Origin of the sequence: Streptomyces glaucescens, from assembly GCF_000761215.1 — a bacterium.
In the GTDB taxonomy this organism is placed as follows: Bacteria; Actinomycetota; Actinomycetes; order Streptomycetales; family Streptomycetaceae; genus Streptomyces; species Streptomyces glaucescens_B.
The window spans coordinates 6,596,195-6,613,502 of the sequence record NZ_CP009438.1 but is presented as its reverse complement, the minus strand read 5'-3'; the positions used below and the strand labels follow the sequence as shown (position 1 = coordinate 6,613,502).

The window sequence follows — 17,308 nt, the reverse complement described above, 5'->3', positions numbered from 1 at the left end:
GTGGACGCGGCACATGCCGGCAGGACGCGCGAGGGCACGTCACCGCGCGGCGCGGTGACGGAGGAGGAGGGTGAGTTCGGCGGCCGGGTCGCACTGGTCACCGGCGCGAGCCGGGGGATCGGCGCGGCAACCGCCCGGCTGCTCGCGGCCCGGGGCGCGCGGGTGGCCGTCAACTACCACCGCAGCGCGGACCGGGCCCGGGAGGTGGTGGACTCGATCCGCCGGGCCGGCGGACGGGCGGTCGCGGTGCGGGCCGACGTCACCGATCCCGGCGAGGTCCGCGACCTGGTCGCCGATGTCACCGCCCGGCTGGGCCCGGTGGACGTGCTGGTGCTCAACGCGGCCGGTCTCGGCGCCCACGAGGCGCGGATCGCACCCGCGGCGGAGCTGGACTGGGCGGACCTGGAGCGGGTGGTCACCCAGCAGCTCAAGGCGCTCTTCCTCCCCGCGCGCGCCGTGCTGCCCGCCATGACGGAGCGGGGCACCGGATCGATCGTGGCGGTCGGGGCGGCGCTGGCCCGGCGGCCGGCGCCGCGATTCCTGCCGCTGGCGGTCGCCAAGGCGGGAGTGGCCGCGGCGGTGCGGACGCTGGCCCTGGAGGCGGGGCCGTCCGGTGTGCGGGTCAACGCCGTCGAGCCGGGGCTCGTCCTGACCGAGCTGGCGGCGCACATCCCCGAGCGGCAGCGCCGGGCGGCCGCCGAGCGGGCCGCGGTGCGGCGCAACGGGACGCCCGAGGACGTCGCCGAACTCATCGCCTTCGCCGCCTCGCCGCGCGCGTCCTACCTCACCGGCGGCTGTCTGCCCGCCGACGGTGGCACGGCGCTCGCCTGACCGGGCTTTTCCCCTGTTTATCCGGCTCTTTATCGGCCGCTGGTGTGCTGACGGGGCCGCTGAGAGCCATTCCCCGACAAGCGTCGCCAGGAAGACGCATCCGTGAGAGGAAGGGAAGAACGTGTCGAAGACCGAACGCAAGGTGGTCGACCGGGACCAGATCGAACCCGTCTGCTGGTTCGGTGAGGAGGGCCGGTTCCTGCTGAACGCGGAGGACACCGGGGGACTGTACAGCTTCTACCAGATCACCACCCGGCCGGGCAGCGGCCCGCCGCTGCACGTGCACGAGACGGCTGACGAAGCGTTCTTCGTCAACCAGGGGCGCTACGAGTTCGAGGTCGGCGGCGTCACGGAGGTCATCTCGGCCGGCACCGTGATCTACGGCCCGCGCGGGGTGCCGCACCGGTTCGTCAACGTCGGTGACGAGCCTGGTCAGTTGCTGGTCATCCACACGCCCGGCGGTGTCGAGCACTTCTTCCGCGGGCTGTCCGCGCTGGTCGCGAACGGGCGCCCGGACTGGGCCAAGATGCAGGAGCTGGCGACCAGTCACCGCATCCGCGGGTTCCAGCCGCCGCCCGGCGCCCACGGCGACCTGGGCGGCCCGCCGCCCGGCGCCCGAGGGGGCGCCGGCGCGCCTCCCGGCGCGGCCCGCGGCGCACGCGGCTGAGCCCGCTCGCGACGCGGGAACGCCGGCGCGGCGCGGGAAAGCGTTCGACGCCGGTGCCCTGACGCCGGTGCGTCGGTGCCGGTCCTCGGTGCCGGTGCGTCGGCGCCAGTGCGTCGGTGCCGGTCCTCGGTGCCGGCGCCTCGGTGCTGAGGCACCGGCGCCCGTGCCCGGCGCCGCTGCTCCGGCACCGCTGCTCCGGCACCGGTGCGTCGGCGTGCCCGCCGGCCGGTCCGGGGGCACCGCGGTGCCCCTCCCGTTGCACACCCCTGCCCCCTCTCCACTCCATCGACCAGGGAGGACCACATGCCCGGACCGCTGTCCGGCCACCGCCCCCGACCGCGCCTCGCCGCGCCCCGCCGTCACGACGTGATCATCCTGGGATCGGGCATCGCCGGCTCGACCCTGGGCGCCATCCTGGCCCGGCAGGGCGCGTCGGTCCTGCTGCTCGACGGTGGCACGCACCCCCGGTTCGCCGTCGGTGAGTCGACGACGCTCTACACGCTGAAAGTGTTCCGCCTCCTGGCCCGCCGGTACGACGTGCCGGAGCTGGAGCCGCTGACGTCGTACGAGGGGTGCCGGGACGAGATCGCCCCGACCTGCGGGACCAAGCGGCACTTCGGCTTCATCCGGCACGAGGAGGGCAAGGAGCCGGACCCCGCCGAGTTCCTGCAGTTCAGTCCGCCTTCGAAGGTGCTGCAGACCAGTCATCTGTTCCGCCAGGACACCGACGCGTACCTCTTCCACACCGCGATCGGCTACGGCTGCGACGTACGCCAGGCGTTCCACGTCGAGGACGTCGAGCTGGCCGAGGACCACGTGGCCGTGATCGGCCGGGGCGGGGAGCGCCACGAGGGCCGCTACCTGGTCGACGCCAGCGGCTTCCGCTCCCCCGTCGCGCACCGGCTCGGGCTGCGCAAGCCGCCGGAGGCCCTCAAGCACCACTCGCGCTCGATGTTCACGCACATGATCGGAGTCCGCCCGACCGACGCCTGCCTGCGCGTGGGTCCCGAGGACGCCCCGCCCATCCCCTGGGTGGAGGGCACCATGCACCACATCTTCGAGCGCGGCTGGTTCTGGTCGATCCCGTTCAACAACGCGCCCGGGTCGAAGAACCCCCTGGTGAGCGTCGGGCTCACGCTGGACGAGCGCCTGTACCCGAAGTCGGAGGAGCTCGGCCCGGAGGAGGAGTTCCGCGCGTTCGCGGCCCGGTTCCCCGCCGTGGAACGGCTGTTCACGGAGGCGCGTACGGTGCGGCCGTGGGTGTCGGCGGGCCGGATCCAGTACGCGTCGGAGCGCACGGTGGGTCACCGCTGGTGCCTGATGTCGCACGCGGCCGGCTTCATCGACCCGCTGTACTCGCGGGGTCTCACCAACACCGGCGAGGTGGTCAACTCGCTGGCGTGGCGGCTGCTGGAGGCGCTGGCCGACGACGACTTCGACGAGCAGCGGTTCCGCTACGTCGACGAGTTGCAGCAAGGGCTCATCCGTTACAACGACGAGCTGGTGAACTGCTCGTTCGTCTCGTTCTCGGACCATGCCCTGTGGAACGCGGTCTACCGCGTCTGGTGCGCGGCCGAGGTGCCGGTCAACCTGCGCTTCGACCGGTTCACCGAGCGGTTCACGGACTCCGGGGACGACGGGGTGCTGCGCGCGATGGAGCAGGCCGCGTACCCCGGTCTGCCCGTGCCCGGCTCGCACGGCTACAAGGCGCTCTTCGACGAGATGGTGCGGGTCTGCGACGCCGTCGACCGGGGGGAGCGCACCGCCGCCGACGCGGGCCGTGAGCTGATGCGGACCGTGGCCGACGCGCCCGTGGTGCTGGACCACCTGGGGCTGCGCGACCCGGACTGCCGGTTCGTCTACCCGAAGCCGGAGGACCTGCGGCGGATGGCGCACTGGCTGCGGCACGAGGGGCCGGACGAACTGCGCTACCTGACCACCGGGGTCGACGTGCACGGCCTCCCCCTGCCGTCGGCGGCGCACGAGGAGAGGGCACCGGTTCCGCAGTGAGGACGGCGTCCCACGCGTGACGGGACGGACGAGCGGGTGGCTCCCGGGGAACGGCCGGGGAGCCACCCGCTCGTGCTGCGCGGACAAGGGCCGGCCGAGGACCGGGCGGGCAAGTTGAGGACCGGCGGCCGAGGGCCGGGCGGACGGGCGCCGCGCTCGGTGGCGCCGGTGCCCGCGCGGGCCTCCGCCGGCTGCCGGGCGCGGCACGCGGACCGGGCGGACGGGCGCGGACCGGGCGGACGGGCGCGGACCGGGCGGGCGGCCGCGGCGCCCGCCCGGAGCCCCTGGGGGCGGGCGCGTCACGCGCGGTGGACGCGGCGGACCAGGGCGCGCACGACGGAGCGCGGCATGGCCCGCATCAGCGGCAGCCGGACGCGGTAGGCGAGGCCGGGGACCACGGACGGCCGCCCGGCCGCCACGGCCTCCAGGCCGGCCCGCGCCACCTGGTCCGGTGTCAGCCAGTCGATCTTCGGGAGGGTGTCGGCGGGCACCCCGGCCGCCTGGTGGAACTCGGAACGGGTCAGGCCGGTGTGCACGGTGGTGACGTGGACGCCGTGCCGCTCGACCTCCATGGCCAGGCTCTCCCCCAGCGAGGAGAGGAACGCCTTGGACGCGGCGTAGGTCGCGGAGCGCGGTTTGGGCAGCACGGCGACGAGCGAGGACACGTTCACCACGCCCCCGGCGCCCCGGGCGATCATGCCGGGCAGGCAGGCGCGGGTCAGGCGCAGCGGCACCACGGCGTTGAGCACCGCGGTGTGCAGTTCCCGTTCGGCGGGCAGCTCCGCGAACGCCCCGGAGCCGCTCGATCCGGCGTTGTTCACGAGCAGTTCGACGGGGTGCGCCGGATCGGTGAGCCGCTTCTGCACCGTCGCGAGCTGCTCCTCGTCGGTGAGGTCGGCCGCCAGCACCTCGGCCCGGACGCCGTGCGCGGACTCCAGCTCCGCGGCGAGTTCCCCGAGCCGGCCGGCGCGACGTGCGACGAGCACGACGTCCACGCCCGCCGCCGCGAGCCGGCGCGCGAATCCCTCGCCGATTCCGCTCGACGCACCGGTCACCATCGCCGTGCTGTAAGGGAATTCCCGCATGACGCCCCTCGATTCGTCCGGAAATTGAGCCACGCACGACGAGACTAACCGCATTGCCAGGGCGGCGGACGGGAATTCGGTGAGCCATTTACCGACCGGCGCCCATTTTATGGCCGCTTAACGGCCGATTCATCGGCCGGTGTTGCCATGCTGCTGCACACTTCGGCCGGTGTACGGCCACTTCATCCGCCGCCACCCGGAATTCCGCGGCCGGCGGCCAGTCCGCTCTCCCCACCGTCACCGAATGGCTGGTGCCATGACTTCATCCGCCTCACGGCCGAAATCCCCGCCGGCTGCGGCCGCCGCCGCGCCCGCGGCCCTGCCGGGCACCCGGCTGGACTCGCTGACCGGCCTGCGCTGGATCGCGGCGTTCGCCGTCTTCCTCAACCACCTCACCACCCTGCTGCCGCTGCCGCACACCGATGCCGTGTTCGCGCTGGGCGCCTCCGGGGTCACCTTCTTCTTCGTGCTCTCCGGCTTCGTGTTGACCTGGACCCGCCTCGAAGGCGACCGGGCCGGCGCCTTCTACGGGCGCCGCTTCGCCCGGATCTGGCCGGTGCTCGCGGTGGGCGCGCTGCTGCCGCTCGTGCTGCAGCTGCCCGGCGTGCCGGACGGCGAGACCGGCGATGTCGTCCTGATGGCGGTCTCCGCCGTACTGCTCCTCCAGGCGTGGGTGCCCGGCTGGATCCTCGGCGGGACCAGCCCGGTGACCTGGTCCCTGGCCTGCGAGGCGTTCTTCTACGCGCTCTTCCCCTTCGTCGGCCGGTTCACCCTGCGCCGTTCGCTGCGCTGGCTGGCCGGGGCGGCCGTGGCGCTGGTGCTGATCGGCTGGGGCATCAGGGTCTGGCTCTGGGAGGCGTACCCGCCGCAGGCGCGGCCCGCGTTCACCGGCATGGACGGGCTCATCTTCGGGGTGTACTCCCCGATCGCCCGCGTCTGGGAGTTCCTGCTCGGTGTGGTGGCCGCGGCGGCCGTCCGCAAGGGCTGGCGCTCGCCGCTGGGCACCGGGGCCGCCACCACGGTGCTGGCGGCGGGGCTGCTGGTGCTCTGGCTGCTGCGCGACGAGACGTGGCGTGCCTTCGTGGTGTACGACGCGCTGGGCCAGGTGACCGCGCCGCTGTACGCCCTGATGGTGGTCGCGGTGGCGCAGCGGGACTTGTCCGGCCGGTCCTCGTGGCTGGGCACACGGCCCATGGTCTTCCTCGGCGAATGGTCGTACGCGTTCTACCTGCTGCACTTCACCGTGCTGTTCGAGATCGCGTCGGCCGTCTTCGACCGGAACAGCGTCATCGAGTTCTACCTGAGGCCGGTCGGGGCGAGCTGGTCGAACGCCGGCTGGGCGCTGCTCGCCCTCGGTGTCACCACGGCGCTGTGCGCCCTCCTCCACCGGTTCTACGAGCGTCCGCTGGAACTGCGGCTGCGGGCCCGGCTCGGACGCAGGGACGCGCCGCGGGTCGAGTCCGCGGGTGTGCCGGCACGGGGGAACGCGGCGTGAGCGGCCCTGGCGAACGACACCGTGAGAGCGGGGGTGAGCGGCGATGACCACACGGGAACCGGGCTGCGCCGGCCGGCCGGGGGCGCTCGACGACCCCTATGACGTGATGTTCGTCGGGTGGTCGTTCGTCCGGAGCGGGCTGCTGAGCGCCGCGCTGGAGCTGGGCGTGTTCACCGCCCTGGCCGAGCGGCCGCTCGGTGGCGCGGAGCTGTCCGCCCGGCTCGGTCTGCATCCGCGTGCCGCCCGGGACTTCCTCGACGCGCTGGCCGCGATCGGGCTGCTGTGCCGGGTGGACGGGCGGTACGGCAACAGCCCGGCCGCGGCCCGGCATCTGCTGCCGGACCGGGACGGTTTCCTGGGCGGCTTCCTGCGGATGACCGGCGACCTGATGGGCGGCGGCCCGCAGGCGCTGACCGGGCTGCTGCGCACCGGAGACGCCCGCGGTCAGAACGCGGCCGGCGAGGTGCCGTTCACCCGGATCTTCCACGATCCGGAGCGGCTGCGGCTGTTCCTGTCGGCCATGGACGCCTTCAGCTCGGCGGTCGCCGAGGGGCTGTGCGCGTCCCTGGACTGGTCCGCCCACCGCACCTTCAGCGACATCGGCGGAGCGCGCGGCAACCTGGCCGCGCGCCTGGCCGCCGCCCATCCGTGGCTGACCGGCACGGTGCTCGACCGTCCTGCGATGCGGGCGCCCTTCGAGGACCTGGTGGCCGAGCGGGGCGTGGGTGACCGGCTGGCGTTCGTGGGCGGGGACTTCTTCGTGGACGATCTGCCCCGGGCGGACGTGCTGATCCTCGGCGGCGTGCTGCACGACTGGCCGGACGAGCGGCGGCTGGAGCTGCTGCGCCGGGCGCACGCCGCGGTGGCCGACGGCGGCTGCCTCGTCGTCTACGACACGATGCTCGACGATGAGCGGTCACGGCCCGAGTCCCTGCTGCTCAGCCTCGTCATGATGACCCAGTCCGCGCAGGCGAGCGGCTTCTCGGCGGCCCAGTGCCGGGAGTGGGTGGCGCGGGCCGGGTTCACCGTGCGGCGGACCGTCTCCCTGCCCGCGCTCACCACCGCGCTGGTCGCCGGCAAGGACTGAACCCGCCGCGCACGCCGACCGCTCCCGGCCCGGGACAGGACAGTTCCCGGGGCGGGAGCGGGCGCGTCCGTTCCGCGCCGGGCTGCTCGTCCTCCCGGCGCGGGGACCGCAATTCCGGCTCGAACGGACGGCACGGCCGGGCCCGGCGCCTTCCGTACACGCGCTTTCGCGACGCGCGCGACGGCCTCCGGCGGGCCCGGATTCGCCAATCTGGGATAAGCGCCGGTGTGGATCCGACGGACGTGTACCGCTCTATTCTGTCTGCAAGGTCCGCTCTGTCCAGGACACACGGGGGAATACATGTCAGGCTCGGCTCGCACCACGGTCCTGCTCGTCGATTCGCACCCCATTTCGCGCACCGGGCTGCGCACCATTCTCGAGGACTTTCCCGATATCCAGGTGGTCGGCGAGGCGGCGGACGGCACGACGGCGGCCGCCCGGTATCCGAAGCTGCGGCCGGATGTGGTGGTCATCAATTCCCACACGGAGACCGACGCGGCGGACGCCGTCCGCCGCGTCGGTGCGCTGGCCGTCCCCCGGCCGTCAGGCCGGGGGACGCCGACCATGCTGGTCCTGATCGACGATGTGGCCTCGGCGGCGGAGCGGGTCCCGCTGCCGGGGGCCAAGGGCCTGCTCTCCAGCCGCAGCAGTCCGCAGGAACTGGCCGCCGCGGTCCGCATCATGGCCACCGGGCGGTCGCTGCTCATGCCCACGGCCCGTCCTGATGCCCGCAGTTCCCCGCTGGCACAGCTCACGGACCGGGAGATCGAGGTGTTCCGGCTCCTCACCCGCGGATACACGAACGCCGAGATCTCCGCGGAACTGACGCTGAGCCAGAGCACCGTCAAGTCCCATGTCCAAAGAGCGATGGAGAAACTGGGATTGCGCAACCGTGTGCACGCGGTCATCTTCGCCTACGAGGAGAACATCATCCGTTCCGGTTCGTAGCGCCGAGCTGGGACAGGACCTTCCAGAGGTCGAACACATTGCGGTCCTCCACGACCAGGCCGTCCTCGACGCGCCACAGCTGCACTCCTTCGGAGGTGACCGTGCGCCCGGTGGGGGCGATTCCCGCGAACTCGCCCACGTGGGTGGCCCGGGTGGTGAACCAGGTGGCCACCCATGGTCCTTCGGCGATCTGGAGCCCGACCTCGACCGTGAGCCCGGCGAACGCCGCGTGCCGCCGCCGTACGCTCCGTCGGGGGCCCTCGGGGCCCACCGGCTCGCCGTCCAGCAGGAAACCGGGGGCGAAGACGCGGTCGGCCACACCGACGTTGCCGCGGGTCCAGCCCTCGTCGAACCAGTAGCGGGCGAGCGCCTTGTTGGCGTCCTGCACGGACGCGTCCCCCCGCACGGCCGGCCCCCTCACCGGTGGCCGGCCGTGGCCGGGGAGGGGCCGGCCGCCCGGCGCAGCGCGGCCAGGCTCTCCCGGCCGAGCGGGCCGAGTTCGGGCAGCGGGGACGCGGCCGCCCACTCCAGGAATGCCGCCATGTCCCGGCGGTCGGGGTGGATGAACCGGCGTCCGGTGTCCTTCCACCCGAATCCCGGCGAGACCGCCTCGCTCTCCCGTACGAGCCGCAGCACCCGGTCGGCGGCCGTGTCACCGTCGATGAGGTCCGACTCGTAGTCGAGGCAGGCTCGTTCGGTGCCCTGGAGCAGTTCCTTGAAGGCGTCGCTGTCGGGCCACCACAGACCGGTGTGCGGTGCCTTCTCCAGCCTGTCGAACACCGTGGTGTCCCGGTCCTCGCGGAACCGGCGCAGGGCGTTGTTGATGCGCAGGGTGCCGGGGGTGTTCCCGGCGCCCCAGACCCGGAAGACCGCGTCCCAGAGGCGGAAGTGGGAGAAGGCGATGAAGGAGCAGTTGACGAGGGTGTCGTTGTGGTCGAGCAGCCCCTGTTCCAGTTCCTCCACGTAGCGGAAGCGCTCCTCGTCGAAGTCGTCGTCGGCGAGGGCCCGCAGCACCCGCGGGGCGAGCGCGTTGATGATCTCGAAGGTGTTGGACATGCCGCGCGAGTAGAGCGGGTCCAGGAAGCCGGCGGCGTGCGACATCAGGCACCAGCGCGGGCCCACGGTGCGCCGCGATGAGTACTGGAGCCTGCCGGTCGACACCCACTCGCGGACCTTGCGCGCGCCCTGGAACTGGCGCTCCACGGCGGGGAACCGCGCGACGAGCCGGGCGAACTCCTCCTCGGGGCCGATGTCCTCCGGCTTGGGGTACAGCCGCGGGTCGAGCGTGACGCCGACGCTGCACAGCGGGTTGCGGGAGAGTTCGTGGTTGTCGAAGGGGATGATCCAGAACCAGCCCCGCTCGAAGAGGTGGTGCATGGTGCCCTCGTGCCAGGGCACCGGCGGGCGGGTGCCCTCGGGGGCCCGTACGACGTCGTCGAAGGGCCGTACCCCGATCATGTGGGTGAACAGCGAGCGTGAGTGGTGCCGGAACCGCGGCGGCTGCTCGCGCAGGCCGAACTGCTCGGCCAGCGGGGAACGGAATCCGCTCGCGTCGACGACGTAGCGGGCGCGGACCCGGTGTCCGTCCGTGCCGGTCAGGGTGGCCCCGGCGGCGTCGAACCCGGCATGGGCCACGCGCCACTGCTGGCGGGTCTCGCAGCCGTGGGCGACGGCGACCCGGAACAGGTAGGCGTCGCTGTCCTGCCGGAAGAGGTGGCTGGCCGAGGTGAGGGCGTCGGGGATGACGAACTGGTGGGCCTCGGTGGGGTCGGGTTCCCGGCCGGGGCGGTGCAGCATGAACCCGAAGTGCCGCTTGCGGCCGAAGGTGTTGCTGACCCGCTCGTTGATGGTGGTGGCGTCGGCCAGCGCCTCGAACTCCGGGATGTCGTACCGCTCGGCGAGCACCTGGAGCCAGGCGACGAGCTGGGGGATCATCGACTCCCCCACCGCGAACCGCGGGTGGGTGGCCGCGTCGGCGAGCAGCACCTTGGCACCACTGCGGGCCAGGACGGCGCCGAGGGTGGATCCGGCGATACCCGATCCGAGGATCACCACGTCGTAACTCGGCCGTTGTGTGGACACGTGTCGGTTCCCTTCGCAGTCGGCGGGTGACGGACGGCGCCGTGCGCTCACGTCCGCGCGATCACCCTCCCCCACGCCGATGAAGGCCGGAGAAAGCATGTGCAAGCCACCGCGCCGGGGCGCGGTGGCTCGCCCGGTCAGACCCGGCCCTGTTCCCGGGTCGTGGCGGCGGGGTCCGCCGGCGCGGTGCCCCGCCCGGCGGCGTCCTGGCCGGTCGGCGTGGGCCTTGGGCCGGCTGTCCCGGCGGGGGATGTGACGAGCAGCCGGCCCAAGGAGCGCGGGAACCACCAGTTGGACCGCCCGAGGAGGGTGACCAGGGCCGGGGTGAGCAGGCCCCGGACGACGGTGGCGTCGATGATGATGCCCGCCGCCAGCGCGGTGGCGAACACCTTCACGTCGGTGATCGGGAGGCTGGCCAGTGCGGTGAAGGCCAGGAACAGGATGAGCGCGGCGGAGGTGACGAGCCGCCCGGTGCGGCTGATGCCGGTCACCACCGACGGCACGACGGTGTCCCGCACCCCTTCCCGGCTCAGGTCGAGATGGGTCTCGCGGATGCGGTGCAGGATGAACACCTCGTAGTCCATGGAGAGTCCGAAGAGGAACGCGAACACCGCCATGGGGACCCAGATGGTGATGGCACCGACGGCCGGGGTGTCGAAGAGCAGTTCGCTGCCGTAGCCCTTCTGCCAGATGAGGACGACCGCGCCGTAGGCGGCGCAGGTGGACAGCGCGTTGAGCACCAGGGCCTTGACCGGCAGCACCACCGAGCGCAGGGTGCGGGCCAGCACGATGAAGGTGACCAGTCCGACGAAGAGCACGATGAGTCCCAGCTCGCCGTAGACCGCGTCGATGAAGTCGGCGTCCTGGGCGGGGCCGCCGCCGGCCAGCGTGCCCGGCGTCTGACGCGCGGTGCCGGTGAGTTCGGCGACCGTGTCGCGGCCGCTGTCGCTCGACGGGTCGTCGCTGGTCCACACGTCGACGATCCGCAGGCCGTCGCGCGTCCAGTCGGCCGGCGCGACGGAGCCGGCGACGCCGTCGATGCCGCCGAGCCTCTCCTTCATGGCGTCCGCGCCGTCCGCGCCCACCAGGACCTCGACCGGGCGGGCGATGCCCTCGCCGAATCCGGCGTCGACGATCCGGTCGAAGGACCTGGCGGGCTGTCCGCCCTGGGCGAGGGTGGTGGTGGCCGGCTGACCGAGACTCAGGTACAGCACGGGCGCGGCCAGGGCCACCAGGACGGCGCCGCTGAGCAGCGCGGACAGCGCGGGGCGACGGGTGGTCAGCCGGGCGATCGCGGTCCACATCCTGCTGTCGGGGCGGTGCCGGCGGCGCGGCCGGTCGAGCTTGTCGCCCCAGGAGTAGAGCAGCACGGGCAGCAGGGTGAGCGCCACGGCGACACTGACGAGCGGGATGAGCAGACCGGCGTAGCCGACGCTGCGCAGGAAGGGCACGGGCAGTACGACGAGGGCGGCGAGGGAGATCGCCACGGTGGCGCCGCTCAGCGCGACGGCCCGGCCGGCGCTGGCCAGGGAGCGCACGATGGCCTCCTTGCGGGCCTCGGGCTCGGGGCCGTCGGCGCCGGGCTTGGTGCGCTCCTCGCGCCAGCGGGTGACGACGAGCAGCGCGTAGTCGATCGCGATGCCGAGGCCGATGAGGGCCACCAGGTACTGCACGATGAAGGAGACGTCGGTGATGCCGGTGACCCCGCGGGCCAGCAGGAACGTGGTGGGGATCGCGGCGGCGGCCATCAGCAGCGGCACGATGGCCAGACCGCTGGCGAAGACCAGGGCCAGCACGACCAGCGCGCCCACGGCGCCGATCAGCGTCTCGTAGATCGGGCTGCGCTGGGCGCCGCTGTCCCGGCCGGAGAGCACCGGCTGTCCGGTCAGTTCGACCTGGGCGCCGGCGATTTTCGTCTGCTCGACGGTCTTCTTGATGGCCGGGAGGGACTGCTCGTACGGCGCGTTGGACGGGTTGGCCGGGGGGTAGACGAGTGCGACCGTGGTGCGCTTGTCCTCGGACAGCAGCGAGTCGTCGCCGGTGCCGGCGTACGAGACGCTGCGGCCGCCCTGCGGGGTCACCCGGGACACCAGGTCGCCCCACTGCCTGCGGACCTCGGCGCTGTCGGCGGTCGTGCCCTCGGGAAGGGTCACCACGAGCAGCAGCGGGGCGTTCTTGCCGCCCGTCTGGGAGAAGCGCTGGGCCAGCGCGTCGTTCGCTTCCTGGGCCGGCTTGTCCGGGAGCCGCGACTCGAAGGTGAGTCTGTCGATCGTGCTGCCCGACATGGCTCCCCCGGCGAGGGTGAGCACCACCCACACCAGGGCCACGGTCCACCGGTGAGCGAGCACCCACCGTGTCATGCGCTCCACGGCACCGACCTCCTGTAGTGACACTATTCTGTAGCGACGCTACTTATCGACGCACAAGGTAGCGGCCCGATCACCGCGCCGCAACCGGTGTGCGCCACGACGGCGGACGTCAACTCGCCCGGCAGGCACGACGGTTGGTGCCGGAAACAGAAGAGCTCCCCGTGCGGGAAACCGGGGAGGTCGTCCCGCACGGGGAGCTCTCGGGGAAGGAGGCGGCCGTCGGCGCGCCGGCGCGTCAGACCGTGTCCACCCCCCGCACCACGGAGACGAAGCGCTTGAAGTGCAGACCGAAGTACAGGGCGGACAGGATGGTCAGCGTCGCCGGCACGGACACCATCGGCCAGTCCAGCGACTCCGGGTGGGACAGACCGCGGTTGAGCAGCAGCAGCACCAGCGCGCCCAGCGTGCACAGCAGCCCGGAGAGCGCAGCGAGGGTGCCCGTGGTCACCGTGTCGTCGCGCCGCTCGACCGCCGCGCGGATGCCGGTGCCCCTGCGGAGCCCGGAGAAGGCGCCGGCCAGGCAGATCACACAGCCGAAGGCCACCAGCGAGATGCCCGTCAGCAGCAGCGGCGGGTGCCGCACCGCCCAGGGGCCGGCCGGCCCGCCGAGCAGCGCGGCCGCCCAGGTGGCCGCGAGCAGCGGCAGCACGCACACCGCCCGCAGCGACAGGCGCTGCGCGCTCAGCCGGAGCGTGGCGTCGTTGTACGCGCGCGCCACCTCCCCGGGCGGCCCCCACTCCCGTACGGCCCGCCGCGCGGCCTCCTCGGCGTCACTGCAGTCCTCCAGGTTGCCCTCGACCGCGCACTGCAGACCGTCCATCACCTCGTCGAGGATCGCGGCCCGGCGCGAGTCGTCGCCGACGAGGTGTTCCGCCAGCCGGTCGGTGTACCCCTCGAGGACCCCCGCCCCCATCAGGCCTCGCCTCCCAGGACGACGGAGATGACCGAGGAGACCTCCCGCCACGCCGTGCGCTTGTCGGCCAGCGCGCGGCGGCCCGCGGCGGTGAGGTAGTAGTTGCGGCGGCGCCGCCCGTTGTGGCGGGACCACTCGCTGCCGACGAGGCCGGCGGCCTCCAGCCGGTGCAGGGCCGGGTAGACCGTGCCCGTCGGCAGATTGATCGCGTCACCGCTGCGCCGCTTCAGCTCCTCGATCACCGCGTAACCGTGGAGTTCGCCGGGCTCCAGGACGGACAGCAGCATCCCTTCCAGGTTCCCTCTCAGGGTTTCCGCCTTCATGTCCGACCACACTACACATCGGGCACCGGGCCGGACACGGTGCGCGCGGGCCCGCCTGCCGCCGCTCGCGCACGGGCCGCGGCGGCCGCCCGGGGCCCCGGCCGCAGCCGGGCCGCGGACCTGGGGCGGCCGTTGGCGGCGGCGGCCGGGCGGTTCGCCCGGTGCGGGCCGGGCCCGGCCGCGCCCGGCCGGCGCCGTGGCGCGGGCCGGGCCCACGGTGCCGGGGCCGGTGACGCACCGGCCGGCTCGGACTCGTTCCTTCGGCCTTGCCGCGGCCTGGGGCACAGCGTCTCCTCGGGGTGGGCAGGGCACGGGCGCCGGCCTCCCGCGTCGCGTCGGCCGCCGCCTCGATCGTAGGAACCCCTCGCGCCGCGCCGCGACTTCGAGATTGCTCAGCCGCGGTGTTTTCCGCCGGCGCACGGGACGGGCCGGTCGAACGCCGTCGGCGTGAACACCGTGGCCCGCCGAAACCACGCGTACATGCCCGAGGTAATTGCCCCGCACGGCACACGACCGAACAAAGGTCACCCTTACCTCACAACCGAGTCGGCGTGATCCTTATGTCACGCTCACACGGCTCGTGGCGGACCCGCCCTCTCATTCACGGGTCTTTCCCTTCCTCCCTTCCCCACGCGGAAATCAAGCACCCTGTAAGCAGCGGCAGTCGAGCGGGCCACTGACGGGGGGCGATCGGCATGGCAACGGCGCCGGGTACGTCACGGCTCCCGGACGCGCGCGGCGTGGCGCCCGGACGCCTCCCCGGCCGCTTCGCTGATCAGCCGCGCTCCCCCGCCCCCGTGGAATTCGGTGCGGAAATTCCACGGCGCCGCTCCCCCGGGACGCCCACGACGAGTCGGAAAGGAACGAGGAAGACATGGCAGCACGCCGCGTCGAGGCATTGGCGCCCAGGTTCCACCCGTCGGTCATGCCGCCACACCACCCAGCCGTCAGAGAGGGAGCCCACCGAATGGAACACCTCGCGCAGGGCGCGGTCATCACCATCCGTGAACGGTTTTACGAACCTCTCAGTCTGGACGACCTGGCCCGCTCCGTGATGGTGAGCAAGTTCTACTTCCTTCGGGTATTCCGCCGTATCACCGGTGTGACCCCGGGCCGTTTTCTCAGCGCGGTCCGGCTGCACGAGGCGAAGCGTCTGCTGGCCGACACCCGGCTCAACGTCGCCGACATCTCGGCGCAGGTCTGCTACAGCAGCACCGGCACGTTCTCCCGCCGGTTCACCGCGTCCGTCGGCATCTCCCCCACCCAGTACCGCAGGATCGCCCGCGGGGAGTGCGGCGAGCACCCGGCGGTCCTCCCGCCGGCCGCGCCGGCCGGGCCGCTGGGTTCCGTGTCCGGCACCGCGCACGTCACGGGCACACCGCTCTCCCCGCTGTGCATCGGCGCCTTCGACAGCCCCGTCGTGCAGGGGCGGCCGGTGGCCTGGTCCATGCTCGACGGCGCCGGGCCCTTCGCGCTGAACAACGTGCCGCCGGGGCTGTGGTACCTGCACGCCGTCGCCCTGGGCGCCCACACCGCCGACGACTTCACCAGCGGGCGTCCGCTCCTGGTCGGCACGGTGGGTCCGGTACAGATCACCGGCGGCACCCACGTCCGCCTGGACATGGCGGTCCAGCCGGAGGACTGGACCCGTCCGCCGGTGCTCCTCGCCCTGCCCGGCCACGATCCGCTGCCCCGGCGTCCGTCCCCGAGACCCCTCCCCCGGCGGGCCGCCTTTCCGGCTCCGGCCCTCGGCTGCCGGCACGCCCTGGCCACCGCCTGACCGCGCCCGTCCCGCAGTCCGTGCCACGCGGGGGTGGCCGACGGACCGACGGCCGCGGGCGCTGGGGCCCGTCCACGAAGGACCTGACCGTTGCCGGCCCCGGTGGCGGTCAGGCGGCAGGCACGCCTGCACACCGCCGCGCCGACCCGTGCGAGCACCGCACCGGGCGGCTCGGGCCGCCGGCCGCGGCGGCCGGGTCCTCAGTCGCCGTGCACACGGGGCCCGGGGCGGGCGGCTCCGCCCGTGATCTCCACGGTGCCGTCCTCGCCGCGGCGGCCGAGGTAGGGCGACCTCGCGAGCGGTGCCGGGGCCGGCGGCTCGCCTTCCGGGCGGCCGCGCGCGCCCAGCCGGTCGAAGGGCAGGGCGGTGCCGGACGCCCACACCACGCCGGTGCGGCCGTCCTCGACCGGGCGCCCCTCGGCGTCGCGGATCGTGATCCGCACCCGCGGCACCTCGTGGCCGACGACCGCGGAGGAGAGCGGGGTGGCACCGTCCGCCGGGTGTTCGACGGCCGCCCACGGCAGCGCTCCGTCGAGGGGGGCGAACTCGGCGAGCAGACGGGTCCGGGGCAGCATCCGGGCGTGCCTGCGCACGAGTTCGCCTGGGCAGGGCTCGCCGACCAGCAGGACGGTGTGCGGCCGGGCCGGGGCTCCGGGTACGGCCGCGTCGAGCGCCGCGGCGTGGTCGGCGGGCCGCAGGACGACCGTGCCGGCGTGCTCCGTGGGCCGCGCGGCGAGCGTGACGCGTCCGGGCAGGGCGGACAGGGTCGCGCCGGTGCCGAACGCCCACCACGCCCCGGACAGCGCCTCCGGAGCGCCGGGCCGTCCCGTGACCGCCACGCCGGGGCCGGGGGAACCGGCCCGCCGGGTGCGAGCGGCCAGGGCGAGCAGCCACGCCCGGTGGTCGATCAGATGGCCCGTCCCGTCGGCGTGCTCGACGAGGAGGTGTGCCGCGTCCGTACGGCCGGAGTGGGGCAGCGACGCCTCCGGGCGGGCCCGTGAGATCCGCGACCACACCGCCGGATCGTCCAGCACCAGGGCGGGCAGGTCCCACCGCGCGCGCAGGGCGGCGCCGCAGAGCACCAGCGACGCGCCGCTCACCTCGGCGCAGCGCTCCAGGGCCGCCGGATCCGCGTCGCGCGGCACGGGCACGCACACCGCGCCCAGCTTCGGGACGGCCAACTGGGCCACCAGGAACTGCACATGGTCGGTGCAGTGCAGCAGCACGGGGTCGCCGAGCTGGACGTCCGCCCGCAGGAGTGCGGTGGCCAGCCGGGCGGCGTAGCGCTCCGCGCCCGCGTAGGTGACGCTGCGGCCCTCGTCCTGCACGGCGACGCCGGTGCCCCGGCGCCGGGCCATCAGGGAGAACAGGCCGTCGAGGGTTCCTCGGTGGTGCGGCGCGGCCGGCGGGCGGCCCCGGCCCGCCGGCCGCGTTCCGGCGGCCGCGCCACGGTCCGTCCCGTCGTCGGCCAAGGTTTCCGCTGCGCGCACTGATCCCCCCGGAAGATGCCGTTCCGCCACGGTCGTGCCCCCCGGGAGGCGGCGGGCCCCCGGCCGAGGCGTCCCCGGAGGGCAGTCTGCCGTGCGGCTCTGGGCAGCTTCTCGACAGATCCCCCAGCCCGTCTGCACCGGGCGGCGGACCACCCCGGACCACTGCCGGACCACTGCGGGGCCCGGACGGGGACCGGCGCCACGCGGGCGCGCCCGGAGTGCGGCCGT

General features: G+C 73.8%; 14 protein-coding genes. 7 read left to right on the top strand and 7 right to left on the bottom strand.

The window, feature by feature from the left end:
• From SGLAU_RS28570 to SGLAU_RS28560, 3 genes are all read left to right on the top strand, one after another.
• Complete coding sequence (locus tag SGLAU_RS28570) at positions 1-831, top strand: SDR family NAD(P)-dependent oxidoreductase (RefSeq protein ID WP_208868957.1); 831 nt, start codon at positions 1-3, stop codon at positions 829-831.
• A gap of 121 nt (positions 832-952) precedes the next feature.
• Positions 953-1,498, top strand: coding sequence for a cupin domain-containing protein (locus tag SGLAU_RS33015; protein ID WP_052413937.1), 546 nt, complete (start codon positions 953-955; stop codon positions 1,496-1,498).
• A gap of 303 nt (positions 1,499-1,801) precedes the next feature.
• Entirely contained in the window at positions 1,802-3,508 is a 1,707-nt protein-coding gene (locus tag SGLAU_RS28560; RefSeq protein ID WP_052413936.1) for an NAD(P)/FAD-dependent oxidoreductase, read from the top strand.
• A 299-nt stretch (positions 3,509-3,807) separates the two neighbouring features.
• Here the strand turns inward: SGLAU_RS28560 and SGLAU_RS28555 are convergent, their stop codons facing one another.
• Positions 3,808-4,593: an SDR family NAD(P)-dependent oxidoreductase gene (locus SGLAU_RS28555; RefSeq protein WP_043505411.1), complete on the bottom strand. Its 786-nt coding sequence runs from the start codon at positions 4,591-4,593 to the stop codon at positions 3,808-3,810.
• Positions 4,594-4,849: 256 nt separating this feature from the next.
• Between SGLAU_RS28555 and SGLAU_RS28550 the strand changes: the two genes are divergently transcribed.
• The 3 genes from SGLAU_RS28550 to SGLAU_RS28540 all read left to right on the top strand — a co-directional run bounded on the left by SGLAU_RS28550 (position 4,850) and on the right by SGLAU_RS28540 (position 8,123).
• Positions 4,850-6,088 carry an acyltransferase family protein gene (locus tag SGLAU_RS28550; protein WP_052413935.1) on the top strand — a complete coding sequence of 413 codons (1,239 nt, stop codon included), beginning with the start codon at positions 4,850-4,852 and terminating at the stop codon, positions 6,086-6,088.
• 43 nt (positions 6,089-6,131) lie between these two features.
• Positions 6,132-7,175, top strand: coding sequence for a methyltransferase (locus tag SGLAU_RS28545; RefSeq protein WP_052413934.1), 1,044 nt, complete (start codon positions 6,132-6,134; stop codon positions 7,173-7,175).
• 300 nt (positions 7,176-7,475) lie between these two features.
• The gene (locus SGLAU_RS28540; protein ID WP_043505410.1) at positions 7,476-8,123 is read left to right on the top strand and encodes a response regulator transcription factor; all 648 of its coding nucleotides are present in this window, start codon (positions 7,476-7,478) and stop codon (positions 8,121-8,123) included.
• Here SGLAU_RS28540 and SGLAU_RS33010 read toward each other — a convergent pair.
• The 5 genes from SGLAU_RS33010 to SGLAU_RS28515 form a co-directional block, all read right to left on the bottom strand.
• Entirely contained in the window at positions 8,104-8,511 is a 408-nt protein-coding gene (locus tag SGLAU_RS33010; protein ID WP_159072811.1) for an ester cyclase, read from the bottom strand. The two genes, SGLAU_RS28540 and SGLAU_RS33010, sit on opposite strands and share 20 nt — an antisense overlap.
• A gap of 29 nt (positions 8,512-8,540) precedes the next feature.
• Positions 8,541-10,205, bottom strand: a complete 1,665-nt coding sequence (locus tag SGLAU_RS28530) for an NAD(P)/FAD-dependent oxidoreductase (protein ID WP_052413932.1) — start codon at positions 10,203-10,205, stop codon at positions 8,541-8,543.
• A 137-nt stretch (positions 10,206-10,342) separates the two neighbouring features.
• Entirely contained in the window at positions 10,343-12,565 is a 2,223-nt protein-coding gene (locus tag SGLAU_RS28525; protein ID WP_244315360.1) for an MMPL family transporter, read from the bottom strand.
• A gap of 244 nt (positions 12,566-12,809) precedes the next feature.
• Positions 12,810-13,487: a hypothetical protein gene (locus SGLAU_RS28520; protein ID WP_043505409.1), complete on the bottom strand. Its 678-nt coding sequence runs from the start codon at positions 13,485-13,487 to the stop codon at positions 12,810-12,812.
• Positions 13,487-13,810: a PadR family transcriptional regulator gene (locus SGLAU_RS28515; RefSeq protein WP_043505407.1), complete on the bottom strand. Its 324-nt coding sequence runs from the start codon at positions 13,808-13,810 to the stop codon at positions 13,487-13,489. The genes SGLAU_RS28520 and SGLAU_RS28515 overlap by 1 nt, the downstream gene beginning before the upstream one ends.
• 967 nt (positions 13,811-14,777) lie before the next feature.
• Here SGLAU_RS28515 and SGLAU_RS28510 point away from each other — a divergent pair.
• Positions 14,778-15,590, top strand: a complete 813-nt coding sequence (locus tag SGLAU_RS28510) for a helix-turn-helix transcriptional regulator (RefSeq protein ID WP_052413931.1) — start codon at positions 14,778-14,780, stop codon at positions 15,588-15,590.
• A 200-nt stretch (positions 15,591-15,790) separates the two neighbouring features.
• On the opposite strand, the gene SGLAU_RS28505 is transcribed toward SGLAU_RS28510, so the two are convergent.
• Positions 15,791-17,080 (bottom strand): AMP-binding protein, encoded by a 1,290-nt coding sequence (locus tag SGLAU_RS28505; protein WP_159072810.1) that lies wholly within the window; start codon positions 17,078-17,080, stop codon positions 15,791-15,793.
• Between the last annotated feature and the right edge of the window lie 228 nt (positions 17,081-17,308).